Below are 25,131 nucleotides of genomic sequence, written 5' to 3'. Positions count from 1 at the left end.
GGTCACCTTATGTTTTCGATAATTACGTCATTGCAGCGCCTGTTGAACCGCTTTATCCGGCGACAACCTGCTCGCGGCAGCTTAATCAAAGACTCAATCATCGGTGTGATAGTTTTTATTGCGTTGAGCGCCCTGGTAGTGCAGGTGATTAGCAATTATGTGACCGAACTGCACTATCAGGCCGTGGCTCGCCATGCCAGCCGAGTCTCTCAAGCGGCAGGGAAGTACCTAGCTGATAAGCATGACGCCTATTTGTGCCAGCTGGCGCCGGCAACCTGTACGACCGGACCCTCTACATCCCTGCCACAACCCTTTACGGCCCAGACGTTGATTGATGCTGGGTACCTTGATGAAGGGATGGGCACAACAACGATAGACAGACAAGTTTATCGATTTGGCGTCAGAGCGCGGGCAGTCAGTGGCTCAATGAAGCCAGCGCTGGAAGCGCTGATGGTCACTACGGGCGGTGAGGCGCTGGACGAAGGTGGCGTTCGTCGGGTTGCACAGCTTATCGAGGGGATGGGGGGATATATCAGTGACCCCACGCTGACCGAGTTAGGTGGGCAGGCGAATACCGCTTATGGGGCGGAATTGTCCTGGGCTCTTCCGGTAACGCCATTTGGGTTAACGGCGGAGCCTGGGCATATCGCGGTAGCCATCAACGGCGGTGTGATCGGTGGTCTGGATAAAGAAAGCGATCGTCTCTATCGCTTCAGCAGTGATGCGCATCCGGAATATAACCAGATGAATACCGCTATCGATATGAATAGTAATAACATCAACAATGCAGAACAGGTCAATGCGAATGAGGTGAATGCTGCGAGATTTGTGGCACTGCAGAGCAAGGGATTTTTTGGCTGGCGCAATGGGAATGATATTGAGGCCTGGCTCAAATGGAATAATGACAAAAAGCGCGCGGAGCTCAATGCAGGAATTAATGCTGAAGGGGACATTAGTTCAGAGAAAAGCGTTACAGCAGTCGATGATGTTACCGCGGGCAATTTGGTAATTGCTGATAAATTCTTGTACCAGAAAACCGTTGTAGTTGCCGATGAAAAGTGTGATTCGATAACTCTGGGACTGACATCGGTGGTCGACACAACCGGCTTTATAGGCCATGACAGCACTGGGGCCGTACTTTCTTGCCAATCCGGTGTGTGGAAATCTCAAGTAATTAAATGTGTCCATATGGACAATCGAACAATGGTGAAAAGTGCGTGGTTTAATGTCTTTGGAGATAACGGAGTATATGGCAATGGGGCGAACGCGCGTATGGATGATCTGTATGTATGGTGTGATGAAAACGGTAATGTTTCATCGTTAGTAGGTTATCCCATGAGTGAGCACCCTTAGGTTCATCATTAAAGCAGGTAAACTGCTTTTGAGCACTTTGCCAATCCGGTGTGTGGAAATCCACTTCATCCGTTCAGCCTGGCACCATCACAATGTGGGGGACACCGGTGCCCCCGGATGGGTGGTTGGAGCTTAACGGGCAGATGTTTGATCCTATCCAAAACCCGATACTTGCTGGCCTTTATACCAGTGGTAGGGTGCCTGATTTTAGGGGCTATTTCCCACGCGGTTGGAATAACGACGCGGCTGTAGATCCTGATGAGTCGCGACATATGCTTTCTGTTCAGAACGACGCCATCAGGAATATTTCCGGTAAATTTAAAACGTTTGACTACAGTACTGACTCACCAACAGGAGCATTTTCATACGTTGAGCGCAGTGGTGCTCTTGTCAGTGGCGGTTTTGTCGGTTGGTACCATTCGATCATCGGATTGGATGCATCTAAGCAAGTACCAACAGCTGAAGAAAACCGGCCCAAAAATATAGCTGTGATGTTTATTATTAAGGCTGGTTAAGTGGGTTTGAGCGCTTTGCCAATCCGGTGCGTGGTCAGGTGATGAAAAATCACAGGGTGCATTGTGTGGTTTTGCATCTGATGATTATTTGTTTGGGAATATTAATATCTATCTTTGCCAGGGACACAATCCCTCAATTTCATGTCCAAATGACTATGTGAAATCGAGGATTTTTCAGGCTGACTCAAACTACTTGTACTCATGTGTAATCACCCGAAATTTATCGGGCGGATGAGTTGCATTATGAGCAGCTAATAATGTAGCTGCATTTCCCACTGATATCGGTTCGATTAGTACCAGAATGAAAATTATACTCATCGAAATAACCGCACGTAACAATCCGATTTGCGTCGGCTATAGCTACAGATCCTGCGTAATATTCGGGCTTCCAACCATGTGGATTTTCACTATTACTAACACTCCATTGACACTGTTTTTGGCTAAACCCATCAGGCATAGGAATCTGTTGTCCATGGGTTATGAGTCCAGTTAGCACAGCGCTTCCTGATGACTTTTTCCACGCACCGGATTGGCAATTTACTCAAAGGTGAAACAAATGGCCTGGCACAGTGAGTCATCGGCCTGCATTTGCCAATTCTGAGAATTGGCTGGCGACTCTCGAACAGCACACCATTGATTTCGATGGTCATTCATACGTACGTAGGATAATGAGCAGTAATCATACGTTCCGAGATCTACCCAGTTACTGGTATAGCCAAAAACATTCATTTCGTATGACGCCGTTTTTGTTTCTTGCTTAGGCCTTTTCCACGCACCGGATTGGCAAAGCGCTCAAACCCACTTAACCAGCCTTAATAATAAACATCACAGCTATATTTTTGGGCCGGTTTTCTTCAGCTGTTGGTACTTGCTTAGATGCATCCAATCCGATGATCGAATGGTACCAACCGACAAAACCGCCACTGACAAGAGCACCACTGCGCTCAACGTATGAAAATGCTCCTGTTGGTGAGTCAGTACTGTAGTCAAACGTTTTAAATTTACCGGAAATATTCCTGATGGCGTCGTTCTGAACAGAAAGCATATGTCGCGACTCATCAGGATCTACAGCCGCGTCGTTATTCCAACCGCGTGGGAAATAGCCCCTAAAATCAGGCACCCTACCACTGGTATAAAGGCCAGCAAGTATCGGGTTTTGGATAGGATCAAACATCTGCCCGTTAAGCTCCAACCACCCATCCGGGGGCACCGGTGTCCCCCACATTGTGATGGTGCCAGGCTGAACGGATGAAGTGGATTTCCACACACCGGATTGGCAAAGTGCTCAAAAGCAGTTTACCTGCTTTAATGATGAACCTAAGGGTGCTCACTCATGGGATAACCTACTAACGATGAAACATTACCGTTTTCATCACACCATACATACAGATCATCCATACGCGCGTTCGCCCCATTGCCATATACTCCGTTATCTCCAAAGACATTAAACCACGCACTTTTCACCATTGTTCGATTGTCCATATGGACACATTTAATTACTTGAGATTTCCACACACCGGATTGGCAATTTACTCAAAGGTGAAACAAATGGCCTGGCACAGTGAGTCATCGGCCTGCATTTGCCAATTCTGAGAATTGGCTGGCGACTCTCGAACAGCACACCATTGATTTCGATGGTCATTCATACGTACGTAGGATAATGAGCAGTAATCATACGTTCCGAGATCTACCCAGTTACTGGTATAGCCAAAAACATTCATTTCGTATGACGCCGTTTTTGTTTCTTGCTTAGGCCTTTTCCACGCACCGGATTGGCAATTTGGCAAACTACTGTAGAGTCTCTCCCTTTAAATTTAGGGACTGACATTTTTGATGAGAAAACGTATAAAAAAGATGCTATTAAGCAATGCGCTGGACAAATATTTCGCTACTGTCTCACGCTATAAGCGGGGGCAGTTGCAGGAATTTTACCGAATAAACGTTATCAAAAGATCGCCTCTTGCTAACCGAAACATGGATGAAATTTCATCAGTTGATATTGCTGGATATCGAGATGACAGACTGGCTCAGATTAATCCACGTACAAAAAAATCTATCAGTGGCAACACTGTTCGTCTTGAGCTTGCGTTGCTCTCCGCATTGTATAATTTAGCCAAAGTTGAATGGGGAACATGTACAACTAATCCCGTTGAGAATGTAAGAAAGCCAACGGTTTCTTCGGGTAGGACGCGCAGGTTAACGTCTCAGGAAGAACGGAAAATAACGCGTTATCTAAAGAGTAGAAACCCTGAGTTATTAGCTATTTTCCGTTTGGCCATTGAGACGGCGATGAGACAAGGCGAAATACTGTCATTACGATGGGAGCATATCGATCTGCGACTCGGTATTGCTCACTTGCCATTAACGAAAAATGGTTCTGCACGTGATGTGCCGCTGTCTTCAAAGGCGCGTCAGGTGCTGAAAGAAATTGGCGAACTGGGGCGTGATGATACGGGACGTGTTTTTACATATACGTCGAGTGGCTTTAAAAGTGCCTGGCGTATCGCATTACAGTCTCTATCGATTAATGATCTGCATTTTCATGATTTGAGGCATGAAGCGATTAGCCGTTTTTTTGAACTGGATACGTTGAATGTCATGGAAATCGCAGCAATCTCAGGGCATAAATCAATGAATATGCTGAAGCGATATACCCATCTCAGAGCGACTCATCTGGTCGGTAAGCTCGATGCGCGTAAGAAACAAGCGCAGAAATTAATTTCGATTTTCATACCTTACCCAGCTGATATCGAGGTTCATGATAATGGTCATGTGACAATGACGTTTTCTGATTTTGATAACCTCATTGTGAGTGCTGCAACTCACGATGAGGCATTACGGAACGCATCGGTAGAGCTGTTACGGTTCCAAGCTATAGCAGCTAAAAATGGCGAAAGGCTTCCCCCTCCTGGTCATATTTCTGTTAATATGACTAATCGTATATTAATCAACCCACTATAAATATTAAAAGGCGATATTGAATTAAATATCGCCTTTTTTTTGAGCAATTTGCATGCTTTCTTTATCCCATACCTCATGGAGTTATTTATGCTCTCCTTATTAATCGCTGTTATTTTTCTTATTTTGTACTGTCCAATTTATTCTATCATATGCTTATTTTATCCGTTTAAGGGATTTACTAATTCATCCATGAAGCATCGAAGTAAACGGTACGCTGTAGTCCATCTGGCGCTTTTTTCTCGAATAGGACACCTTAACAAGAACCAACTGAAAAAATTTAATACTGCATTTATTTGCACATTAGAACTGGCTCTCCAGAAAAAGAAACTACCTATCATTTTCCGTTCCCATTTGATGAGGGCAGCTCAGGTACAATTAGCCAAGCAAGTTTTAGATAAATACGGGTGCTACTATCGAGTATCTCCAGTGTTGTTATCAAAAGTTGAACGTGTTGGTATTATGTGCCAGATCTTGTTACAAGAATGGCGGTTTGTACGCGTCCCACGTAAGGGGATGATGGTTTTAGTCAGAGCTAGATAAATTTTGAGTGTAGGAAATTAATTTACTATGGATTAAGAGAGTACATTACTTCAATGTGATCGATACATTAGATCGAACCGATCGATTTATTTTGTTTTACATGATTAATTATGTTGTTTAGTCTCGTTTGTACATTAAAGCGAATTACTCAACTACATTAAAATAATCTTCTTGTGGAGTCGTAGTGAATGAATCCTACATATACGGCATTAATTGCACTATTGCGTTCAGGGGATATGGTATTCCCTGAAAGTGATGGAAAATATGATGGTGGTAATAGCCAGTTTTCAGTAAGGATCAAACCAGAAAGCAGGGCGTTCCTTGACATGCATGCCGAACGTATCGGTGTTTCAAAGTCTACGCTCTACGGCATTATCTTGGAAGGTGTACTTTCTGAAGCTAGAGCATCAACAGCTGACAAAATGATGGGGGTCTACGAACGTTTTTGTTTGTTGATGGATGCTTATGGGGTAAATGTATTGCAACAGGCGCAATTGCTTGCATCATTTGGTATTAGTCAGGGGGCATTATCCAGCGCAGAACGAACACTGGACTTGCTAAATCCTCAAGTATTGCATCAATTGGCATCATGGTTTGAAATCGACGTGCAGTGGTTGTTCTGTGAGAAAATGTATCCAATGGAATATTGCCATTTTTTTGATCAGGAACCCCTGGATTATAACGTCCTGAGTGAAACTGCGGAGTTGGCCTTCTTTCGTGCAATAGGTGACTGCAATGTTACTTTAGCTTTTACTCGGGAATGGAAAAATATTCATGGGGTAATTAACATCCCAATTATTAAGGTTTTTCGTATATTGAGAAAATGGGATCTTCGGGAAGCGAAAAATGTCAGGTATCTGGCTTATTCACAGAAACAAGTTGAGTCGTTAACTGATGGTTCAGTATTTCCCATTATGATTGTTGATAATTACAAACGTGAATATAAGAGCTATCAAGATTTTTTAGTAGGCTAATTTTTTTATTAATGATGCGCCAACATCAAGGGATTTTTTTAAAAATCAGAAGTGAATGTTGTGCCAGCACCAGGGAATACCAAGAAAACATAATCATAAATATTTATTTAACCTCAATATAGGAATAAAGAATGAAACTTTCATTAATCACACGCAGTTTTATTATTGCGGGGATCGGTGCAATTGCTGCTTCAGCTAACGCTGCTGGAACATGGACTGAAGCTCGCGGAGATGCTATGGGCGGAACCGGTGTTGCTTCCTCGCACTACAGCGCAGCGGCTCTTGTAAACCCCGCGCTGCTGACGAAATTCGATAAATCCGATGATTTCAGTCTGATTTTACCCGCGGTGGGCGCCCAAGTTTCCGATCCGGATAATCTGCAGGATGGTGTCGATCGTATTGATCGCGACTGGAAATCATTTGAACGCGCAGTCAACGCAGGCGGTGATACTAGCTTGGCAGCCACCAAATTACGCGCATCACTGCAAGATCTGTCTGGCAGTCATGCGAAAGCGCATGCCGGTGCGTCAACGGTTGCTGCAGTTCCCAATAGCGTTCTGCCATTTGCCATCGTTGCTAAGGCGTGGGGAACGGCAACAGTCAAAACCAATGTGACAGATAGCGATCTCCAGTGGCTTGATGGCGTGTCAAACGGTACTGCAAACGGCTCAGATCTGAGCTCGTTAACGTCATCCGCCAATGGCCGTGCCGCTGTCGTCGCAGATGTGGGCATTGCGATGGCACGCGAATTCAACATCGGAGGATTCGAGTTCTCTGCCGGTATTACGCCAAAAGTGCAGCGCGTCTATACATTCAATTACAACGTTGCGATCAACAATTATGACAGCTCGGATTTTCGTAGCAGCGACTACCGTAACGATAAAACAGGCGCCAACGTCGATGTCGGTTTTTCAACCAACTTGAATGATAACTGGATTGTTGGTCTTGTCGGCCAGAACCTGGTTGCCCGTAGTATCGATACGAAAGAGGTTAACGGCGTCAAAGACACGTTCAAAATCAAGCCTCAGGCAACACTGGGAACGGCATACAGTAATGGTTTCTTTACTACTGCTCTCGATGTCGATCTGACGCCTGCCAGTCGTTTTAACTCTGATAAAGACAGCCAGTTTGTCAGCGTGGGCGGTGAGCTGAATGCCTGGAAATGGGCTCAACTGCGTGCTGGGTATCGTGCCGATATTCATGACAGTGATAATTCTTATTTCACAGCAGGGATTGGTTTGTCTCCGTTTGATGTCGTACATCTGGATATCACTGGCATGGCGGGAACAGACAGAACGTATGGTGCTGTCGCTCAACTGACGTTCACATTTTGATGACGGCTGGGGCTATCGACAAATAGCCCCACGTTATGAAGGGAAGGCAATATGAAAATCAAAGAGCTGGAAATTTATGGAGAGCCTGGCCAGTTTGCAGGTTCATTTAATGACGATGGCACTCATGCTGGGTTTGAGTTGAAGCCTTGCCCGTTTTGCGGAAGCAAAGAATATCTTGAGTTATGCAACACGTGGACACCGTATTTTTGGGTTGAGTGTGAGTGCGGTGCGAAGGCACGTCTGGTAGGTGTCGACAATGATGCGGCCCATAAAGCAGCAACATCAGAAATCGCCCGCGGGTTATATGAAAAGGCTATGGGTGATGCGGTCAATGCCTGGAACACGCGAACTGAGTTTCGGGACTGACAGACATTAAATAATAAAAATGAACGGTCAGTATCTGAATAATTATGAATACGCCGATGATTAAAGGATTTTATATAATGGCCAAACTAAAACCAATAGATAATAAGGTGTTAATCGATTCTATCGAAAAAATGACTGCCACTGCAATCTGTGTAGGTTGTGGCTGTGATGGCAATAATGCTTGTGTAAATGAATATCATGAAGTCTGTTATTGGCTACGGGTAAACAGAAATACAGGCTTAGGGGTTTGCTCGTAATGTGCAGAGTTTATTGACACCGATATAGACTCAGTAAGGAAATAATTCAGATGAGCATGAATGACCTAAAAGTAAATTTCACTCATGATGGCCAGGTAGTGATTGTCGGCATTCATAGTAAAATAAAATGCAAGATAAAAAACAGTGACGAAACTGTTTGGATTATAAACCACAGCATCACAGTAGATGATGTTAAATATCGTCAGAGTGATTATGGGCGAGAATGGGAACGCATGATCGAACCCAAAGATACGCGACAGTATCGACGCTGGGAGCATAGTGGCGTCCCATATTACTATTTCAGAAAGGTAACATCGGTTCGAATTATTTCATTATTAAATACCATTCTACAACGGGATGAAGTTAAGAAGTTTAATTGGCTTAGGAATTAATACGAAGGGTGATTATGGGGTTCTTCATTGAAATGCGTTGTGAAAAGCGCGGTGAGGGGCGAAGCACAGAGGATAATCGTTGTGAATCGGATGACAACGGGGGACCAATGGATATGGCCGACGATACTCAATCTGGCGTTGTCTCAACCATCAGTTTTTTTAACTCGCGAAGCAAAGAAAGCAGGATGGCGGAATATTCGAGATATTGGCTGGGTTTGTCCTGCATGCCAAAAACATATGACTAAAAATGGTGAGTAATATGACCGTGTTAAAGAGCGCATTTGATTACGTCAATCAGCACTACGGCGTTAATGCCTGCGTTGGGCGACGTGTTATTGCATATGGTCATCCTGGAACAATAGTGCGTGATTTTGGCCAGTACATCGGCGTGGTGCTTGATGATGACCCTGATTCCCCACCTGACCCTTATCACCCAACAGATGGCATTATTTACGGTGATATTGTTGATTACACCCCGCCGAAAATTAACGCCAGGCAAGCCAAGGCTAAGTGTAATTATCAGGAATATCAGGACGCTGATTACGGATATGATTTTGCTGAGTGGTTAGGTATCAACGTTCCACGCGTTGACTACGACAGTAGTCGCGGGGAATGGCGTATGTATCGGTACGGGAATTATCAGGATTCAAGCATCTACGGCGAGTGGTGCAAAACAAAGAAAGATGCTAAGGCCAGTTACAAAGAGGCTTTGAAGAAATACAAGGCTAAATAACATGAAATCAATATGTAAGAAGTGCTCCGATTTTTTAATAGGTGTGTTGGTTCTTTTTGCTATTTTCACCTTCATATCAGCTATCACTCTATCAGGGGAGTATGTTGCCAATATTTTTCGCACAGAGGAACGTTTATATCCTCCATTCGGTGACCCCTATTTTATTGGTTACTGGCTCGCCAACTTTTTTTTAGGGGTTGCCTGCTGGGTTTTACCCTATTTTGTCTTTAAATTAGTTTCTACAATTGGCGCTGACTCTCGAAAAGATATAGCTATAAAATTTATTAGATTAAAGCGCATCATCAATAAGCTTAAAAAACGTTGAAGAAATACAGGGCTAAGATTTCGATACTCCAGTCTTTTGAGGCTGTTAAAACGTTTCACCAATAAATTTTCATCATAGGTCTGTGAAAAAGAGAGTACGTAATGAGAACCCCTCCAGAGGTAAGGTATGTTTTAGTTTTTTCTTTTTTACTATCGATTGTAATAATGCTTTTAATAATAACATCAATCGCAAGTATTTGGATGGGAATTCGACTGACTTTGTTTTCATTAATTTCCTTGCTCGCGACTGCTTATATTATATATATAAAGAAGACATAAGGGATGGAATAGATGGAAACGACATTTCGGCAAGATGAGGCCATCAAATCAGTAAGAGCCGCACTGGGTAAGGCTCATAGAGCAGGGATGGTTATTCGTGTTTACGATGGACATGTTTTATTGGCAACTAAAGATCACGCGAATGATCCACGCTGCGACCTGATGTCGGGGATATATACCGGAGACATGGCGGAATGGATTGATGAGTGTGCGCATGTAAACAATGGAATTAATGCTGATGGGGGATCTGGCGTATGACTGATTTATTGAGCAAAGAAAGGCTGGGAAAAGCACCAGAGTGGCGCAAGGCGCTGAATAAGGCCGTAGAAAACTATCAATATGCCCTGTCTTGGTATGAAGAAAATCGGGATAGTCCATCAGCACAACAGGATATAGAAGATGCTGAAGGCGGGATTGCAAAGCTGATAAGACAGTACGGGGTACTCATTGTCTTGAATTTGCTTGATGAGATAGATGAGGTTCAGGGCCGACTGGCGGCTTATGACAGGGCGGCGAAAGAGGATGAAATGAGTTTCAACGATGCCTCTGCTTTCATTCTCAATAACGGCATGGCTAACGAGGACCGCGCAACTATCGCAATGCGTGCGTATAACCACGGCCGCGCCGTAATGCTCCAGCCTCCAGCGCCAACCGACCGTATCGTGCCGGTCCTGCCTGTTAGGGATGAATACGGCTTCTGGCGACACCCTAACCGCATTGAAACACCATTCGATGAAGGTGGCGCTTCGACGCGAATCTATGAAGCGTGGTTCGCAGAGCGGGGCATGGCCGTGGACTTTACGTACATGAACCAGGTGTTCTGCGACGATTGCGTCTATGGCGAGAACATCGAGCACCCCGCGCTGCATTGGAACCCGGAATCGCCCTGCGGTGACGGCTGGCTCCTGACGGCCATCTTCGACACTGAAGAGGGACCATGCGCTGAATGGGTGCGCTACAAGTCATCGGACAGTGATAAGGAAGCAGGTTAATCTGTATGAATATGAAGATTCATCGCCATGTAGCTGAACAGACTGACGTTGAGGGAATCAAGAACAGGCTGGATTCAGCAACTATGAGGAGCTATTGATAAACGCTGAAGACAAACAATGCTGTCTGACCATTAATGTCACTGATGAATCATGTGCTGACGAATTAATTGTTCTGAACTTTCCCGACATCCGCTCTGCTTACCTGCATTTAATAGCTAGTCGATATCGGACGACGCGTTATTATCAGCAGCTAATTAAAAAAATAGTAGTTCATATATCCTTTCGCTAATTTTATAACGAGGTATAAAAATGAAAAATGAAGAAGAAAAAGAAAAATACATGGAGAAAATCCAAAAACTCCTCCATTTAGCAAAACGCAGTACAAATGAGCATGAGGCCGCTAATGCTATTAGCCAGGCTCAGAATCTAATGCATAAATTTGGCTTGAGCGAGTTAGATATCAATCTGAAATCGATTAAAGAATTTCAGAGCGAGCATTGTCCGTCAAATGCGACAAAACTCCCAGAATACGTGGTCAGTTTGGCCAACATGCTGTGCTATGCATTCGGTGTGCATTGTTATTACACTTGGACACGGAACCATCGACGTTCTGTTGCATTCTACGGTCCTACAGAACGGCCGCAGATTGCTGCATATGGATTCGATGTATTGAGTGTTCAGTTAGTTAAAGCCCGTAGCGAGTTTATTGCCTCACAAAACAAGCGCATCAAACGCAGCACTAAAACCAATCGCGCAGATCAATTTTGTGCAGGTTGGGTAAGAGGAGCTCGCAATGCCATTAACCGGTTTGCTGTTGAACCGGAAGAGCAGCAACTAATGTCGCTGTATTATAAGCAGATCTCCGAAGGATTTAGCGAACTTAAAAGCCGGGAGGCGAAACGCTGTCGTGGGGATGATGATGCATATCATGCGGGCTATCATTTGGGTAAAGATGCTCGACTGCATCAAGCGGTCGGAGGGAAATCAATAATAGGTATTGAATATTGATTTAAACGCTAAATTTCTCATCCCCAATATTCAATAGTGAGATATGAAATGATGCCTGTGAGAGTATTTACATTTTTATCATAGTGATATGGGGATTAAAGTAATGTCAAACAAACAAACTATTAGAACGTTAGTTTAACCTGAACTTAAAGCATCAAAGCGAAAAGCTGTCGGTGTGCAATGTCCGGAAACCGCAATATTTCGGTTGAGGGTGAGCCATCTATCTGGATTGGTTGGAACAACGATTACCGCACTGAGAGTTTTTTGGATGCCCTTGTGGATCCTGAAAATTACGCCTAAAGATGGTAGGCGTTCGGACTGTATCGAGCAGTTATATAGGAAACTGATTAAATTATTCTTAACGAAGGGCAGTTTCGCCTCCTTTCTCGTGGGCTTAATTTCACATGCTCAATGTTCAGTTGTTTGTCGTCTCTGGTTCTCGGTTTTTGCAAAGTATTGGCGAAAACCGCTAACCAAAGGATTTGAGGAATGACAACTGAGTCCTCCGTTACAGACACCATACTTCCCCCTTTATCTGAAGCTCAAGAAGATGATCCGTTTACTGAAGAGGTTAAAGCACATTACGCCAAAACGTCCTCTGCTGATGTTGCTGCAAAGCGGATGGGGATTTTCGACAGAAACGAAAGTGATCATGAATTGCCACGGAGGTCTTGGCAATCGTGGATCTTTAAAAGCCTGCTTGCCGTTTTGTTTTTCGTTCCGCTAGCCGCATGTGTCATGTTTTTTCTGATCGTCCAACAGCAGAGTGTTCAGTTGGACTCGCTAGATGCGGCATTTCGTCGTGGCCAGCTTCAGCAATTGCCGGCAGAGATGCAGGAATTAAAAATTAAAATTGGCGAGCTTCGGAGCGAATTTGTCTCTGTGAAGGAGCTCGACGCATTGCGTCAGTCTCAGAATGATTGGGCTAGCACCCTGGATACGAAACTGAATCAATACATAAAAAATGTAGAAGGGCAATCAGCCATTCCTGAACGGCTAGCACATCTTGAACAGCGTATTAATGATCTGCAGGGAACTGCAGATGCACAGGATAAACGTATTTCCTCTTTAGCTTCTGACTGGCAAAACAGATTTGAAAAGCTAGTGCCGCAAAAGCAGAAGGCTACTCCCGCAAAAAAGTCTCAACGGATAATTAAACCCATGCCCGCCCCTTTTGCATTAACCAGTATTGAGCACCGAGGAGGGCAGCAATATGCCGTCATCATCCCTCATTCAGCAGCAGGTAATCGCTGGTCAGACATACGAATGCTAACGCCCGGCGAATCGGTTAATGGCTGGACGTTATCCCGTATTGACGGAAATCAGGCGCGTTTTCTGGTTAATGGAAAACCTCAAATTCTCACATTGCAGTAAGGAACCGTTATGAAAGTGAAAGCAATGGCGCTAATGCTTACTTTAGCAGGAACGGCACACGCCTCCGTCAATACCAGCATTCATGTTACGCCTGAGTCGAATTCACAAACTCGAGTGGTTGATCAGGGATTGTCTCACCTTCAGTCGACACAGTGGGGGTTGACCGATGAAGAATGGGCTCGATATCAGGACATGATGCGAGGGAAAACGGGCATTCAGTCGCCGGGATTGGATCCGTTAACCACCCTGGGTATTGAAGCTCGCAGCGATGCAGAACGGCGGCAGTTAGCAGAGAAGTGGGTAAAGGAAGAATTTCAGCGCACTGAAAAGATCTTGAAATTTCAGCGTGAGGTGGATGCGGCTTGGGGGCGTATTTATCCGAATGCATTGCCAGTCAACATGGGCAATGCAGGCGGTGTTGCACACGATAACGGTGGTCGATTGGCGTTATTTGTGAAATCCCAGGATTGCGGCAACTGTAATTCGCGCCTCGCAGCCGTTCTGGCGGATGAACGCCCGGTTGACATCTATCTGGTTGACAGCGGTGGGGATGACAACAAACTGCGTGAATGGGCCAGAGAGCGCAATATCCCAGTGGAGCGAGTGCGTAATCGCCAAATCACATTGAACCATGATGGCGGTCGTTGGATTCGATTTGGTAATGGACTGATGCCAGTGTTGTTGCAGCAGGGAGAAAGTGGATGGCGTGTCGCTGCCTTCTGATGCTGGTTATCTTCAGCATTTTTTCTTCCAGTGTTAACGCATCACGACAACCGGTGCCTGACGGGTATCAGCGTGTTGCGTATTTACATCAGGTTCCGCCTGAACTGTTCTATGCACAATCATTACAGGAGTCTAGCCGCAAGCTGCCTCATGGCGTTCGCCCCTGGCCCTGGAGTCTGAATGTTCAGGGGAGAAGCTATCAATATGACAGCCGACTGGAAGCCTGGCAGGCACTACAACGTTTTCTGAAGACGGTACCACATAAAAACATTGATGTTGGATTAGGGCAGGTTAACTGGGGTTGGAACGGTCGTCGTTTTGCAAACTCCTGGGAGGCGTTTGAACCCTACACCAATCTGAATGTTTCAGCACAAATTCTACGTGAATGCTACGAGAGAAAACCGGGCAGCTGGTTACGAGCTGTTGGTTGTTACCATCGCCCTGCCGGCGGAGCTCCAGCTGCAAGATACATTTCTGCGGTACAGCGCAAGCTGGCCATGATTGAACCGATTGAAGCTTCTCACCTTCCTGATATTGCTCCTACCACTCAACTTGTCTGGATCGAACCCCGGAGTGTCAAATAAATGAAAATTATTTCTGCATCTACGCTGTGTTTTCTGGCGATCCCGTTCTTTGTTCATGCAGAACTGAATATTGTCGCTGATTTGGGAGGGAAAGATACCGCATCGTTCTTTGATGGTATTAACCGCCAGGACAATAACGAAGCCAATAATACTGAAAGCCGTACCTGGCTAGGTCAGTCAGGGGAAGGGGCGATGCTGCCGGTGTTGACGCCAGAGCTAACCGTTGGTATTGAAGCATCAAGAACGCTAAATTTGCCTGGAATTGGTGCGTTATTTCTCGTTGGAGACGATCCCGCATCACGTTCCTGGTTGCAAATTAATGCTGCAAAACTGAGCCAGATGAAGGCTGTCGGTTTAATCGTTAATGTAACGGATATGGCTGCGGTTCAGTCCCTGCGAACACTGGTTCCTGATGTGCAGATGGCCCCTGCATCAGGTAGTGAGTTAGCTCGCCGGCTACAATTGCGACATTATCCCGCGCTGATCACGGAGACCTCTGTATCCTCAGAGGTACAACCATGATCCCACAGCGTCCATATCTGGCTGAGGCTGTGATTGCAGACCCTGCCTTGATTGTTGTGCCTATTCTTTTTTTCATTCTTACTGTTGCCGTTATAAGCATGTTGTTCCGCTGGCGTGGCAAAGCTAGCGTGCGTCGCCATCGGCGTTATCGTAAAACGGCCGAACGCTTGTTAAAAAGACTCCCTACCTTGGCAGGCGATGCACAGCGTTTTTCCTATCTCCGTCGTGTTAATCCGTATGTGTTCGAAGAACTCCTTTTACTGGCAATGGAGCGTCAGGGATTAAAGGTGATTCGCAATGCATCATACAGCGGTGACGGCGGATTGGATGGGCAGGTCTTTATTGCAGGGCAACGTTGGTTAATCCAGGCAAAACGCTATAGCAGAGCAATAGATCCCGCGCACATCGCTGCATTCTCGGCATTACTGATACAGCATCGGTGTTGCGGACTATTTATTCATACCGGACGTACTGGAGTTAAAAGCAAGCAGTTCACAACATCAAGTCATCATAGGGCTTTTCCCCTTCATATCATCAGCGGTCAGCAATTACTGGCATTATTGGCCGGCAATCCAGCTTGGATAAATTTAAAAGGTAGAAAATATGAAGATTTCCATTAATTACTGGTATGCAAAGTTATTGGTAAAAGAGATTAGTATTACGTTTTATCGCGTGTTGATTATGTGGCCGAGCCTTATCGCTGGCTCATTATTATTTTTATTTTTCATGATGGGCTCATTGACGGGCGGTTTAGAGCCACTTTATTCAGATGTATTGTCATCTCGGGCACAAGCATATCAATCCGCTCCTCCTGGATATATGAGTGAAAAACACTGTGTGGAATTGCCTACAGAAATGACAATTAGCAATTGCGTGAATAAATCGATGCCATTATCAGGAGTTGTTCATCAAGATCTTAAAAATGCTAATAGCTTTTATTGTTTTATCGTCCTTATCTCAATGTGCATTGAGGGACTTTATCGTTTTCGTTTCTGGCTGTCCCATAAGATGAGTAGAGGCGTATATGGATATGATCATAGTGGATCCGTTTCTGCAAAGCAGAATTGGGATGAGTGATATGGAAAATTGCAATGAAAGAAATATGCCTTTCCTTGAACAGGTCAGAAAGAATACGCCACGATGGGCGTACGATATCATCCAATGCTGGGATGATAAAACATTTCGTTTAGCTGAAGATTTTGTTACGCACAGTTATTGGATCTATCAGGGAAGCATTAACGTATTTCGTATTATTGGTACCATCGATCAAGAATATGCAGGGATGTCATGGTTAGAGTTTTTAGAGTATGGCAAATGGATGGATGCAAATATTGCATTAATAGAGAAAAATCCATTGTATTACGAACCTTACAGTACGCCTGTTGGGATGAACTTTATCAGTCTGGATGGCATTAACTGGTATGTGAATACCGATGGCAACCACCGCAGTTGTTTGGCTCGTTTCTATTTTCACCTTAAGGGGTTGGATAACTCGCAACTACATAATGTCTCACTGAATCTTTTCCATGTTGATTGGGTATTTTTTAACGCTTACCAAAAATTGCAGGCGTTACTCCCTTCATTGCACGAACGGGGATACCACGGGCAACTACATGTCCGCCGCACAATTGTTGAGCGTGAAGACCAGCCTGGCTGGAAGATGGATCGTTTTCATACAGTAGCAACGCTGACATTGTATGTCGGGAAAAACGCCCCTGACGTTCAAACGTTTGAACTGAAAGAGGGTAATGAAGCGTTGCACTGCCTGTCTTTTTTGGAACAGCAACTGTCTTCAGCATCACCAACATGGGGGAGAGATGACCATCGCATGGAGCATGAAAAACTTCCCTGGTGGCGGCGATTCACTGGGAGAAAGAACCAATGAGCGATCGTTATGTCATTGAAGCGTTGCTACGACCAGCCGTTGAACTGAATACAGCCGCGGTATCTGCCACTGCTGCATTTGTCTGTATGCAAGCGCCGTGGGCGATTGCGCTGGCCCCGTCAGTGAGTTACATGACGGCCGGTGGGTTTGCTGTTCTGGCCATGGTACGTACTCGGCAGGGGATGAAAGTGCTGCGTTACCGTCGTAATTTACGACGACTACCGCGCTATGTGATGAGTAGTAAGCAAATTCCAGTCAGCAAACGGCGGCTGTTTATCGGTAAGGGATTTATGTGGACGCAGAAACACACTCAGCGACTGCGTGACACGCTACGTCCGGAAGTAGAACGCTACATTCAGCCATCAACGTTATATCAGGCAGCTCGTAAACTGGAGAATGTGTCAGAACACAGTTTGCCTTGGCTTACCAGGTTGTTAAGCGTCGATTCTCCGCTGAACCCAGTACGACCTTTGCCACCTGTCGGCGGGAAGCCGGTTTTGCATGGTATTGAACCGGATGAAGTGAATGTCACCATGCCACTGGCCGATCGCCCCGGGCATACCATTGTTTTGGGTACGACTCGTGTTGGAAAAACACGGTTGGCCGAACTGTTTATTACCCAGGATATCCGCCGTGGTGATGTGACGATCGTCTTTGATCCAAAAGGCGATCCTGATTTATTACGTCGTGTATGGGCTGAAGCACATCGAGCTGGGCGAGGTGATTCGCTCTACATCTTCCATCTAGGTTGGCCCGAAATATCAGCCCGTTATAACGCAGTTGGGCGGTTTGGGCGTGTATCCGAAGTGGCATCGCGTATTTCTGGTCAACTGGCAGGGGAAGGGAACAGTGCTGCATTTAAAGAATTTGCGTGGCGTTTCGTAAATATTGTAGCCAGAGCTTTGGTTGCATTGGGTGAGCGGCCTGACTACACGCTGATTATGCGTTACGTTAACAATATTGCGGATCTGTATCTGCGCTATGCTGAGAAAATCATTGAAGAAGAACTGCCCGAGCTACAACTGCAGATACGTAATAACCTAGGGGTACTTACTGATGAAGATGTTCCCCGAAATATGCAGGGTCAGCCTAATAGCGTTGGCATCTGGGCGATAGAAGTTGCATTAAGCTCTGAAGTTGGCAAGGCACTCTATGATCCGATTCTTGATGGTCTGCGTAGTGCGGTTCGCTATGACCGAACCTATTTCGATAAAATTGTGGCATCGCTATTGCCGCTACTGGAGAAACTGACTACGGGTAAGACTGCATCTCTTCTGTCCCCGGATTATCTTGATATGGACGACCCCCGTCCCATTTTCGATTGGGAACAAATTGTTCGCAAACGGGGCGTTGTGTATATCGGCCTGGATGCCCTTACAGATAGTGAGGTTGCGACAGCGGTCGGCAACAGCATGTTTGCCGACCTTGTCAGCGTTGCTGGCCATATTTATAAACATGGAATTAATGCCGGGCTCCCGCAACAGAAAGAGGAAAAGGCTGTTATCAACTTGCACTGCGATGAATTCAATGAGCTTATGGGCGATGAATTCATTCCGCTGATCAACAAGGGCGGTGGTGCCGGCGTTCAAGTAACCGCCTATACGCAAACGTCATCGGATATCGAAGCGCGTATCGGCAATGCTGCGAAAACGGCTCAGGTCATTGGTAACTTCAATACACTGATCATGCTGCGTGTCCGGGACAACAAAACCGCAGAATTGCTTACGACGCAGCTGCCTCAGGTTGAGATCTACAGTAAAACGTTGGTTTCTGGTCACTCGGATACGGCTAATGTTGAGACTGGCCAGGATTTTACTTCAAGCACACAGGACCGTGTCGGCACGATAAAAACTCCGCTGATTGAACCGTCTGATGTTGTTAGTTTACCTAAAGGCCAAGCGTTCGCCCTGCTTGAGGGGGGACAGTTGTGGAAAATCAGGATGCCACTGCCGGCGAATGATTTGAATGATGCAATGATGCCAGCCAATTTGCAGGCTGTAGCCACAGAGATGCGCCGTAACTACCGATCCAGTGAGGGATGGTGGAACGGTAGTTCAGTTGGGGGGGAGTAATATGGCCGAACCTGCGCGTAATCCCTCCACACAAAAGCCAGAGCGGCCACATGGATTGCTTTATAACGTATTGTGGGGCTGGCCATGGAAGTTGATTGGTATCATTTTGGGTTCGCTATTACTGAGTTTGCTGATTGAATACGTGGGCATTGCCTTCTTCTGGCCAACGGAAGGGGCGGCACACAGTCAGCAGGTAATGAACACTGAACTGGGCTATTTATCTTCAGAATTCAAACGAAGTCTGTTGTTTTCCGAGCCATCTGTCACCGTGATCCATTGGATCAACACCGGCTATCACTGGGCATTTGTCAACAGTGGCTTTATGGATTGGGTCAGTAATCAATATCAGATGCAGGCAAACAGTCATAGTGAACTCAGTCGTAGCTTAAACGCCTGGAGTGGTTGGCTGGCACAATCATTGCGGGAATATTTGCTGGCCACTGTTTATGTCACGGTGGTGACGCTGGTGAGGGTCACCATCCTGGTTCTCTCGATACCCTTGTTTGCGATGGTGGTAATTGTGGCCATCGTCGAAGGGCTCGGGCGTCGTGACTTGCGGCGCTTTGGTGCAGGCTATGAATCCAGTTTTCTCTATCACCATGCCAAACGTCTGGTGAAACCTGCGTTTTATGTCCCTGCCATGCTGTACCTGTCCTGGCCGATGGCGGTCTACCCTAATTTATTACTGTTGCCGGCAGCACTGCTGTTTGGGACCGCGATTACAGTAACTACTGCCACATTTAAAAAATACCTGTGATTTTAGGGGGAGGATAGACGGTAATGAGTGATGGATCCTGTGAGGCGGCTGTCGCTGCTATTCAGTTTTCGCTGGGGCAGGATGCGGATGAATGCAAGATGTTCCTGCGATACTGGAATGAAGGTGAATTCGATATTCTGAGGGAGGAATGGGGAGGTATCCCTGATGAGGTATTTGTTGGCGCGGATCCCCTCTTTCAGAAGATGAGTGTCTCTTAATTGAGCTGGACAAAAGCGTACAAAACTTGTTTTGTGCGCTTTTGTCAGCAGACAAGCCACGAACGCACAATTTCTGGCGCGTCAGTTTGCTAATTCAATCAGGATCGTGACAATTGCTGCGATTGAAATCCCACATATGAAAATGGAACCGGTATGTAATGCTCTCCATATCCAGGATGGGTATCTAACCTCCATTAAGAGGGAAAACTTGATAAGTAGGAGCCATGCGATTACGAAGCTTGTCCATTTTATTAAAAAGGGAAAATTCATGTGCGATCGTTTCCATGAGGTTTTCACTCCATGTGATGGTAACGAAGGCATGCCTTTGAAAGCATTAATAATTCAATGTCATCAAAATAAAATATTATGATTATCGGAATGTGCCGTACATCAGCTCTATAATCCCAATTATTAGACCAGCGACGCTCAGAATCACACTGAGATATGTTATCAAACTAAATTTTAGAGAGTGAAAATAGAGTTTATCGCTGACCAATCCTCCCTGATTCCTCATCCTATGTGCATCGTCAACTCACTGTGAGGTGTGCATGTTTTCTCCCTCAGTCCGGCTTGCTTGTCTGCTTGGTGCTTCATTGCTGTTTACTCATGCCGTAAATGCATCAGAGAAAGACGAGCTAGCCAGCACGCAACGCCTACTCGATCAGGTCCAGGCCTCGCTGGAACGAGCCCGCGTTGTTGCTGCGCAATCTGACCCCGCCGATCGTGCCCGATACCACTTTGACTATCAACGTATTACTGCGGATTTGAATGCCATCAGAGCAGGTATTGATACCTATTTGGCGCCATCCCGGGCACAGCCGCGTGAAGCTAGCTCAATCGCCGGGAACTACCGTCGGGAGAGTCCCTGATATGTCTATGACTGCCGCACAATCTTCAGCCTTTAAATCTGCATCTGGTTTCGATCCCCAAATACTCAGCCTCATTTGTATCGGCTTTCTGCTGGCCTCGCTGTTTCTGTGGGCTGCCTGGGCATTAAACGATGTCTGGAATGGGTGGGCTAACGAGAAAGTCAGAGATGCTGCGCTAGGGCGGTTTGTGTTCAGAACAATGCTTTTGTTGGTCATGAGCATTTGGATTTTTGCTAGTTAATCATTTTCTACACAGAGGAATTATTCATGTCTATGTTTCGTCGTTTTATCTCATTCCTGTTTTACATTGGAATGTTATCACAGTCCGCTTTTGCGGCTTTGCCTTCGGTTGAGGCTCCCCAATCGAGTGGGGGATCGGGGTTGTTGGGGCAAGCGAAGGGCTATTTACAGGACTTTATTGTACTTGCCGGATTAGTAGTCGCCGCAATCATGTTTATTAACGTCGCTATTGCTGCGGGTCATACCTTCGTTGAAGTTCGTAATGAACGAGCAACCTGGACCAAGTTCGGCGCTATTGTCCTCGTCGGTGTTGTCCTGTTGGTTGCAGTCATCTGGTTGCTGGGCAAATCTGCCAACATTCTTTTGTAAGGCGACGGCATGCAGACCATTCCGTTTTTACCCGATCGCCTAAATGTGGAGCCTGTTGTATTTCGTGGATTTACCACCTCAGAACTGGGGCTTGCAGCGTTGTTTGGCGCTCTTACTGGCCTCCTGGGGTCTCTATTTTTTATTCCTCTTGCCGGATGGGTCATCATCCCTACCGGGATGCTCTTGACCCCTCTGTTAGTCATTGGTTTCGGAGGTAGTTGGATCGTGCGCATTAAACGCGGTAAACCTGAGAACTATATCTGGCAGAAGTTGGAGGAAAAAAAACGACATATTGGTGTAGGGGATAAGACGTTGATTATCCACTCTCAGGGATGGTCATTGCGCCGTAGACGCGATAAGGGACGATCATGAGTATTTATCGTAACGCGGTAAGAAATCGCGACCAGCATATCCTGACATTACGCATTGCCTGTGGTGTTTTGGTGATTCTGCTACTGGTCACGATACTCGGCTGGATGCGGGCACCCAGTAATCTAACGATCCATAATCCACCTGACCTTCGTACCGGCAGCACCAAACCCTGGTGGGAGATTCCTCCGCCAACGGTCTACAGTTTTGCGTTTTATATTTTTCAGCAGTTGAATGCCTGGCCAAAAAATGGCGAACAGGACTATCCCGGCAAGATATTCAGCCTATCCCCGTACCTGACGCCATCCTGTCTGGATTTTCTGAATGCAGACGCGAAAAAGCGCTCCCTTGGTAATGAGCTCCTGGACCGTGTTCGTGTGGTTTACGAGATCCCCGGACGTGGATACAGCGCGGAGAGTGTGGATGTTATCAGCCGTGATAACTGGGTTGTCCGTCTGGATTTGGTTACCGATGAGTATTATCACACCGAACCTGTTAAACGGGTACTGGTGCGTTATCCGCTAAAAGTCGTTCGCTGGGATGGGGATGCAGAGCGTAACCCGTTCGGCCTCGCGCTGGATTGTTATGACGGAATGCCGCAGCGTCTGGAAATTTCGCATCAGCCTCAGTCAGAGAAGAAAAAGGGGATTATGCAGTGAAAGTGAAACCTTCCACAGCTCAGCGACTTTTTCATCGCGGTTTACTGGGATTGTTCATTACAGCATCATTGCACGTTGCCGCTGATGAATTAATTAAATGGGAACGCATCCCCCTGCAGATCCCACTAAAGGTGGGGCAAGAACGCGTTATTTTTGCGGATAAAAACGTTCGTGTCGGTTTCCCGCCGGCACTGAATGACAAGTTACGCGTTCAATCGACAGGTGGGGCGGTTTATCTCAAAGCGGACAGTGCATTTCCTCAAACGCGGTTGCAGTTACAGGATCTGGAAAGCGGCGAGATTATTCTGCTCGATGTGACTGCGTCGCCGAATGGCCCAACAGAGCCTGTTCGTCTGGTATATAGCGGTGATGTCACTACGGTAGATAGCAGCGATCGTCCTGCTAAGGTATCCGGGCATAATGATTCATCTTCCACTACCGGAGCGAAGCCAGACACGAAAGAGTCTAAAGCGCCTCGCTATAACGCCCCCCTACCTGTCGTTCTGACGCGTTTTGCCGCGCAAACACTCTACGGACCATTGCGTGCGGTAGAGCCTGTGAGCGGTATTCATCCCGTTAACCCTCGTCTATCTGGGAAGATCACGACCTTATATCCCTCTGAACCGTTGGATATTACCACGCTGTCGGCCTGGGGAGTTGGGGCGCGCTCCGTTGTGGCGTTACGTGTTCGTAATACGTCCAGCCGAAAGATTGTCCTCGATCCCCGGGTCCTTCAGGGACAGTTTGTTTCTGCCACGTTCCAGCATCGTTGGGTAGGGCCAATAGGTACACCAGAAGACACGACAACATTATACCTGGTCACCGATAGCCGTCCGGAACTGGCATTTGTCGCAGAGCCGGTCGCCAAAATGCCGCCAACATCAGGTAAGGCCAGTAAGAAGGATCGTGTTCATGCAAATTAAGTCCAATACGTTGGTCAAAGTGATTGTGCCATCGGTGCTGGCCATCGGTGCACTGATTGGCGTAAAGAGTTGCCAATCAGATTCAACCCAGACACAGAATGCCGCTGATACAGCAACGACAACACTGGGGTTGTCTCCAGATGAACTCAAAGCGTTGGGCGTCGCGGGTGATACTCCCGAGGATACGTTACGTACGTTGGTCGGCTCGTTAAATCAGGTGCGCCATGATTTAGGCAGATTGAGCCAGCAAAATGAGGACCTGAAAAAACAAAATGAGGCATTGACCCGCCGTAGTACCGATGTGTCAGGGCAAGTGAATGAAGCTGTTTCTGGCGTGCAGCAGTCCTACGATACACAGCAAAAACGCTTACAGGATGAACAGTTACGGCTACAGAATAAAATTCAGGAACTGACCGATAAACTGGCTAATACGATGAGTAATCCCGGAGGCCATATTAGCGGAGGGAGTAACTACCAGGACGCCTCTGGGCACGGTGATATTCCTCTGGGGTTAGGGCTGGACGGCATGGGGAGTGGTTCGAACGGTACGATGTCGCAGGGTGCGGATGGCCTGATATGGGTACAGCCAAAAGATCAGAAACCCACTGACCCTAATAAGGCTTCCAGTTCTGGTATGCCTGCATTGCCTCAGTTTCCTACCTCATTTCTTAATGACAATGAGTTAACGCGCCAGAAAGCGGCGTATGAGCAACAGGTGAAAGGGTACTCGAACGAAAAAAATGAGGTTACAGCAGAGCCAGTTTACACCTTACCTGAGAATTCCACACTGATCGGCAGTCGGGCAATGACGGCGCTGCTAGGGCGCGTCCCGATTAATGGCACTGTGACTGATCCCTATCCATTCAAGGTACTCATTGGTAAAGACAACCTAACCGCAAATGGTATCGATTTGCCGGATGTTGAGGGGGCGATCGTGTCGGGTACTGCCAGCGGTGACTGGACGTTGTCGTGCGTTCGTGGCCAGGTCAATAGTATTACGTTTGTGTTTGCCGATGGCACCGTTCGTACATTGCCGCGAGCTGACGCTAATGGCAACAGTAATAGCAATAATGGCGGTAGCAACCAAGGGGAGAGTAGTACCAGCGGTGGTATTGGCTGGATTTCTGATGAAGCGGGGATCCCCTGTATCGGCGGGGAGCGCAAATCTAACGCATCTACCTATCTGCCCACCATTTTTGCTTTGTCTGCTGGCTCTGGTGCTGCTGGTGCGCTGAGTCAAAACCAGCAGACGACGCAAACAAATGGCTATGGTGGGATGACCTCCTCACTCACGGGGGACGCGGGCCAGGCGGTTCTTGGTAAGGCGCTGGCCGGTGGTCTGAATGAGACGACTGACTGGGTGAAACAGCGCTACGGCCAGACATTTGATGCGATTTATGTCCCGCCAGGTATGCGATTAGCTGTGCATATTACGAGACAACTGGCGATTGATTATGAAGACAAGGGCCGCAAGGTTCGATACGACTTCTCGTTACCGGCTGATGGCAGTAACCAACGTGGTTTGGATTGAGGAGGCGA

The 25,131-nt window shown here is 46.5% G+C and carries 30 protein-coding genes; 29 read left to right on the top strand and 1 reads right to left on the bottom strand.

Annotated elements, in window-relative coordinates; translation table 11 throughout:
• Window positions 1-9 precede the first annotated feature (9 nt).
• Both pilV and RFN81_RS05980 read left to right on the top strand, forming a co-directional pair.
• Window positions 10-1,353, top strand: a complete 1,344-nt coding sequence (gene pilV, locus RFN81_RS05985) for a shufflon system plasmid conjugative transfer pilus tip adhesin PilV (protein WP_338539454.1) — start codon at window positions 10-12, stop codon at window positions 1,351-1,353.
• Window positions 1,354-1,445: 92 nt separating this feature from the next.
• The gene (locus RFN81_RS05980; protein ID WP_264498217.1) at window positions 1,446-1,868 is read left to right on the top strand and encodes a phage tail protein; all 423 of its coding nucleotides are present in this window, start codon (window positions 1,446-1,448) and stop codon (window positions 1,866-1,868) included.
• A gap of 802 nt (window positions 1,869-2,670) precedes the next feature.
• On the opposite strand, the gene RFN81_RS05975 is transcribed toward RFN81_RS05980, so the two are convergent.
• On the bottom strand, window positions 2,671-3,093 hold the full coding sequence (locus RFN81_RS05975) for a phage tail protein (protein ID WP_264498217.1): 423 nt from the start codon (window positions 3,091-3,093) through the stop codon (window positions 2,671-2,673).
• Window positions 3,094-3,701: 608 nt separating this feature from the next.
• On the opposite strand from RFN81_RS05975, the gene RFN81_RS05970 reads away from it, so the two are divergent.
• The 27 genes from RFN81_RS05970 (at window position 3,702) to RFN81_RS05840 (ending at window position 25,123) form a co-directional block, all read left to right on the top strand.
• Window positions 3,702-4,829 (top strand): tyrosine-type recombinase/integrase, encoded by a 1,128-nt coding sequence (locus RFN81_RS05970; protein ID WP_264498216.1) that lies wholly within the window; start codon window positions 3,702-3,704, stop codon window positions 4,827-4,829.
• A gap of 728 nt (window positions 4,830-5,557) precedes the next feature.
• Window positions 5,558-6,343, top strand: a complete 786-nt coding sequence (locus tag RFN81_RS05965) for a hypothetical protein (RefSeq protein WP_264498215.1) — start codon at window positions 5,558-5,560, stop codon at window positions 6,341-6,343.
• A 131-nt stretch (window positions 6,344-6,474) separates the two neighbouring features.
• On the top strand, window positions 6,475-7,677 hold the full coding sequence (locus RFN81_RS05960; RefSeq protein ID WP_264498214.1) for a conjugal transfer protein TraF: 1,203 nt from the start codon (window positions 6,475-6,477) through the stop codon (window positions 7,675-7,677).
• A gap of 51 nt (window positions 7,678-7,728) precedes the next feature.
• Window positions 7,729-8,043, top strand: coding sequence for a Lar family restriction alleviation protein (locus RFN81_RS05955; protein ID WP_264498213.1), 315 nt, complete (start codon window positions 7,729-7,731; stop codon window positions 8,041-8,043).
• A gap of 307 nt (window positions 8,044-8,350) precedes the next feature.
• Complete coding sequence (locus RFN81_RS05950; protein ID WP_264498212.1) at window positions 8,351-8,692, top strand: hypothetical protein; 342 nt, start codon at window positions 8,351-8,353, stop codon at window positions 8,690-8,692.
• 259 nt (window positions 8,693-8,951) lie between these two features.
• Window positions 8,952-9,425, top strand: a complete 474-nt coding sequence (locus RFN81_RS05945; RefSeq protein WP_264498211.1) for a hypothetical protein — start codon at window positions 8,952-8,954, stop codon at window positions 9,423-9,425.
• 1 nt (window position 9,426) lies between these two features.
• Window positions 9,427-9,750 carry a hypothetical protein gene (locus RFN81_RS05940; protein ID WP_264498210.1) on the top strand — a complete coding sequence of 108 codons (324 nt, stop codon included), beginning with the start codon at window positions 9,427-9,429 and terminating at the stop codon, window positions 9,748-9,750.
• Window positions 9,751-10,040: 290 nt separating this feature from the next.
• Window positions 10,041-10,286: a hypothetical protein gene (locus RFN81_RS05935; RefSeq protein ID WP_264498209.1), complete on the top strand. Its 246-nt coding sequence runs from the start codon at window positions 10,041-10,043 to the stop codon at window positions 10,284-10,286.
• Window positions 10,283-11,020: a hypothetical protein gene (locus RFN81_RS05930; protein ID WP_264498208.1), complete on the top strand. Its 738-nt coding sequence runs from the start codon at window positions 10,283-10,285 to the stop codon at window positions 11,018-11,020. The genes RFN81_RS05935 and RFN81_RS05930 overlap by 4 nt, the downstream gene beginning before the upstream one ends.
• Before the next feature lie 309 nt (window positions 11,021-11,329).
• Window positions 11,330-12,028: a DUF2786 domain-containing protein gene (locus RFN81_RS05925; RefSeq protein ID WP_264498207.1), complete on the top strand. Its 699-nt coding sequence runs from the start codon at window positions 11,330-11,332 to the stop codon at window positions 12,026-12,028.
• Between the two features lie 489 nt (window positions 12,029-12,517).
• Window positions 12,518-13,402: a hypothetical protein gene (locus tag RFN81_RS05920; RefSeq protein ID WP_264498206.1), complete on the top strand. Its 885-nt coding sequence runs from the start codon at window positions 12,518-12,520 to the stop codon at window positions 13,400-13,402.
• Window positions 13,403-13,411: 9 nt separating this feature from the next.
• Window positions 13,412-14,125, top strand: coding sequence for a TIGR03759 family integrating conjugative element protein (locus RFN81_RS05915; RefSeq protein WP_264498205.1), 714 nt, complete (start codon window positions 13,412-13,414; stop codon window positions 14,123-14,125).
• Entirely contained in the window at window positions 14,125-14,709 is a 585-nt protein-coding gene (locus RFN81_RS05910) for a transglycosylase SLT domain-containing protein (RefSeq protein WP_264498892.1), read from the top strand. The genes RFN81_RS05915 and RFN81_RS05910 overlap by 1 nt, the downstream gene beginning before the upstream one ends.
• Window positions 14,710-15,231, top strand: coding sequence for an integrating conjugative element protein (locus RFN81_RS05905; RefSeq protein ID WP_264498204.1), 522 nt, complete (start codon window positions 14,710-14,712; stop codon window positions 15,229-15,231).
• Window positions 15,228-15,851 (top strand): restriction endonuclease, encoded by a 624-nt coding sequence (locus RFN81_RS05900; protein ID WP_264498203.1) that lies wholly within the window; start codon window positions 15,228-15,230, stop codon window positions 15,849-15,851. Before RFN81_RS05905 ends, RFN81_RS05900 begins: the two co-directional genes overlap by 4 nt.
• The gene (locus RFN81_RS05895) at window positions 15,835-16,308 is read left to right on the top strand and encodes a hypothetical protein (protein WP_264498202.1); all 474 of its coding nucleotides are present in this window, start codon (window positions 15,835-15,837) and stop codon (window positions 16,306-16,308) included. The genes RFN81_RS05900 and RFN81_RS05895 overlap by 17 nt, the downstream gene beginning before the upstream one ends.
• Window positions 16,256-17,116, top strand: coding sequence for a hypothetical protein (locus RFN81_RS05890; RefSeq protein WP_338539453.1), 861 nt, complete (start codon window positions 16,256-16,258; stop codon window positions 17,114-17,116). Before RFN81_RS05895 ends, RFN81_RS05890 begins: the two co-directional genes overlap by 53 nt.
• Window positions 17,113-19,188 carry a type IV conjugative transfer system coupling protein TraD gene (gene traD / locus RFN81_RS05885; protein WP_264498200.1) on the top strand — a complete coding sequence of 692 codons (2,076 nt, stop codon included), beginning with the start codon at window positions 17,113-17,115 and terminating at the stop codon, window positions 19,186-19,188. Before RFN81_RS05890 ends, traD begins: the two co-directional genes overlap by 4 nt.
• A gap of 1 nt (window position 19,189) precedes the next feature.
• A complete protein-coding gene (locus tag RFN81_RS05880) occupies window positions 19,190-19,945 on the top strand; it encodes a TIGR03747 family integrating conjugative element membrane protein (protein ID WP_264498199.1) in 756 nt (251 codons plus the stop codon).
• Between the two features lie 23 nt (window positions 19,946-19,968).
• Window positions 19,969-20,163 (top strand): hypothetical protein, encoded by a 195-nt coding sequence (locus RFN81_RS05875; RefSeq protein WP_264498198.1) that lies wholly within the window; start codon window positions 19,969-19,971, stop codon window positions 20,161-20,163.
• A 548-nt stretch (window positions 20,164-20,711) separates the two neighbouring features.
• Window positions 20,712-21,032, top strand: a complete 321-nt coding sequence (locus RFN81_RS05870) for an RAQPRD family integrative conjugative element protein (RefSeq protein WP_264498197.1) — start codon at window positions 20,712-20,714, stop codon at window positions 21,030-21,032.
• A 1-nt stretch (window position 21,033) separates the two neighbouring features.
• Entirely contained in the window at window positions 21,034-21,273 is a 240-nt protein-coding gene (locus RFN81_RS05865; protein WP_072037276.1) for a TIGR03758 family integrating conjugative element protein, read from the top strand.
• Window positions 21,274-21,299: 26 nt separating this feature from the next.
• On the top strand, window positions 21,300-21,641 hold the full coding sequence (locus RFN81_RS05860) for a TIGR03745 family integrating conjugative element membrane protein (RefSeq protein ID WP_264498196.1): 342 nt from the start codon (window positions 21,300-21,302) through the stop codon (window positions 21,639-21,641).
• Between the two features lie 9 nt (window positions 21,642-21,650).
• Window positions 21,651-22,013 carry a TIGR03750 family conjugal transfer protein gene (locus RFN81_RS05855; RefSeq protein ID WP_264498195.1) on the top strand — a complete coding sequence of 121 codons (363 nt, stop codon included), beginning with the start codon at window positions 21,651-21,653 and terminating at the stop codon, window positions 22,011-22,013.
• Entirely contained in the window at window positions 22,010-22,669 is a 660-nt protein-coding gene (locus RFN81_RS05850) for a PFL_4703 family integrating conjugative element protein (RefSeq protein ID WP_264498194.1), read from the top strand. Before RFN81_RS05855 ends, RFN81_RS05850 begins: the two co-directional genes overlap by 4 nt.
• A gap of 44 nt (window positions 22,670-22,713) precedes the next feature.
• A complete protein-coding gene (locus RFN81_RS05845) occupies window positions 22,714-23,592 on the top strand; it encodes a TIGR03749 family integrating conjugative element protein (protein WP_264498891.1) in 879 nt (292 codons plus the stop codon).
• Window positions 23,582-25,123 (top strand): TIGR03752 family integrating conjugative element protein, encoded by a 1,542-nt coding sequence (locus tag RFN81_RS05840; protein ID WP_264498193.1) that lies wholly within the window; start codon window positions 23,582-23,584, stop codon window positions 25,121-25,123. The genes RFN81_RS05845 and RFN81_RS05840 overlap by 11 nt, the downstream gene beginning before the upstream one ends.
• Window positions 25,124-25,131 lie beyond the last annotated feature (8 nt).

Source organism: Pectobacterium cacticida (assembly GCF_036885195.1).
GTDB classification, from domain to species: Bacteria; Pseudomonadota; Gammaproteobacteria; order Enterobacterales; family Enterobacteriaceae; genus Pectobacterium; species Pectobacterium cacticida.
The sequence above is the reverse complement of the archived record's forward strand: the minus strand, read 5'-3'. Positions and strand labels throughout refer to the sequence as shown.

What these genes read in the sequence shown, in the direction of transcription:
- RFN81_RS05890 (WP_338539453.1), top strand. Translation starts at nt 16,256, where the DNA reads ATGGATATGATCATAGTGGATCCGTTTCTGCAAAGCAGAATTGGGATG.
- traD (WP_264498200.1), top strand. Translation starts at nt 17,113, where the DNA reads ATGAGCGATCGTTATGTCATTGAAGCGTTGCTACGACCAGCCGTTGAA.
- RFN81_RS05910 (WP_264498892.1), top strand. Translation starts at nt 14,125, where the DNA reads ATGCTGGTTATCTTCAGCATTTTTTCTTCCAGTGTTAACGCATCACGA.
- RFN81_RS05900 (WP_264498203.1), top strand. Translation starts at nt 15,228, where the DNA reads ATGATCCCACAGCGTCCATATCTGGCTGAGGCTGTGATTGCAGACCCT.
- RFN81_RS05960 (WP_264498214.1), top strand. Translation starts at nt 6,475, where the DNA reads ATGAAACTTTCATTAATCACACGCAGTTTTATTATTGCGGGGATCGGT.
- RFN81_RS05920 (WP_264498206.1), top strand. Translation starts at nt 12,518, where the DNA reads ATGACAACTGAGTCCTCCGTTACAGACACCATACTTCCCCCTTTATCT.
- RFN81_RS05965 (WP_264498215.1), top strand. Translation starts at nt 5,558, where the DNA reads ATGAATCCTACATATACGGCATTAATTGCACTATTGCGTTCAGGGGAT.
- RFN81_RS05855 (WP_264498195.1), top strand. Translation starts at nt 21,651, where the DNA reads ATGCAGACCATTCCGTTTTTACCCGATCGCCTAAATGTGGAGCCTGTT.
- RFN81_RS05905 (WP_264498204.1), top strand. Translation starts at nt 14,710, where the DNA reads ATGAAAATTATTTCTGCATCTACGCTGTGTTTTCTGGCGATCCCGTTC.
- RFN81_RS05840 (WP_264498193.1), top strand. Translation starts at nt 23,582, where the DNA reads ATGCAAATTAAGTCCAATACGTTGGTCAAAGTGATTGTGCCATCGGTG.
- RFN81_RS05945 (WP_264498211.1), top strand. Translation starts at nt 8,952, where the DNA reads ATGACCGTGTTAAAGAGCGCATTTGATTACGTCAATCAGCACTACGGC.
- RFN81_RS05865 (WP_072037276.1), top strand. Translation starts at nt 21,034, where the DNA reads ATGTCTATGACTGCCGCACAATCTTCAGCCTTTAAATCTGCATCTGGT.
- RFN81_RS05975 (WP_264498217.1), bottom strand. Translation starts at nt 3,093, where the DNA reads ATGTGGGGGACACCGGTGCCCCCGGATGGGTGGTTGGAGCTTAACGGG.
- RFN81_RS05860 (WP_264498196.1), top strand. Translation starts at nt 21,300, where the DNA reads ATGTCTATGTTTCGTCGTTTTATCTCATTCCTGTTTTACATTGGAATG.
- RFN81_RS05950 (WP_264498212.1), top strand. Translation starts at nt 8,351, where the DNA reads ATGAGCATGAATGACCTAAAAGTAAATTTCACTCATGATGGCCAGGTA.
- RFN81_RS05970 (WP_264498216.1), top strand. Translation starts at nt 3,702, where the DNA reads ATGAGAAAACGTATAAAAAAGATGCTATTAAGCAATGCGCTGGACAAA.
- RFN81_RS05935 (WP_264498209.1), top strand. Translation starts at nt 10,041, where the DNA reads ATGGAAACGACATTTCGGCAAGATGAGGCCATCAAATCAGTAAGAGCC.
- RFN81_RS05880 (WP_264498199.1), top strand. Translation starts at nt 19,190, where the DNA reads ATGGCCGAACCTGCGCGTAATCCCTCCACACAAAAGCCAGAGCGGCCA.
- RFN81_RS05980 (WP_264498217.1), top strand. Translation starts at nt 1,446, where the DNA reads ATGTGGGGGACACCGGTGCCCCCGGATGGGTGGTTGGAGCTTAACGGG.
- RFN81_RS05895 (WP_264498202.1), top strand. Translation starts at nt 15,835, where the DNA reads ATGAAGATTTCCATTAATTACTGGTATGCAAAGTTATTGGTAAAAGAG.
- RFN81_RS05870 (WP_264498197.1), top strand. Translation starts at nt 20,712, where the DNA reads ATGTTTTCTCCCTCAGTCCGGCTTGCTTGTCTGCTTGGTGCTTCATTG.
- RFN81_RS05875 (WP_264498198.1), top strand. Translation starts at nt 19,969, where the DNA reads ATGAGTGATGGATCCTGTGAGGCGGCTGTCGCTGCTATTCAGTTTTCG.
- RFN81_RS05925 (WP_264498207.1), top strand. Translation starts at nt 11,330, where the DNA reads ATGAAAAATGAAGAAGAAAAAGAAAAATACATGGAGAAAATCCAAAAA.
- RFN81_RS05940 (WP_264498210.1), top strand. Translation starts at nt 9,427, where the DNA reads ATGAAATCAATATGTAAGAAGTGCTCCGATTTTTTAATAGGTGTGTTG.
- RFN81_RS05915 (WP_264498205.1), top strand. Translation starts at nt 13,412, where the DNA reads ATGAAAGTGAAAGCAATGGCGCTAATGCTTACTTTAGCAGGAACGGCA.
- RFN81_RS05930 (WP_264498208.1), top strand. Translation starts at nt 10,283, where the DNA reads ATGACTGATTTATTGAGCAAAGAAAGGCTGGGAAAAGCACCAGAGTGG.
- pilV (WP_338539454.1), top strand. Translation starts at nt 10, where the DNA reads ATGTTTTCGATAATTACGTCATTGCAGCGCCTGTTGAACCGCTTTATC.
- RFN81_RS05955 (WP_264498213.1), top strand. Translation starts at nt 7,729, where the DNA reads ATGAAAATCAAAGAGCTGGAAATTTATGGAGAGCCTGGCCAGTTTGCA.
- RFN81_RS05850 (WP_264498194.1), top strand. Translation starts at nt 22,010, where the DNA reads ATGAGTATTTATCGTAACGCGGTAAGAAATCGCGACCAGCATATCCTG.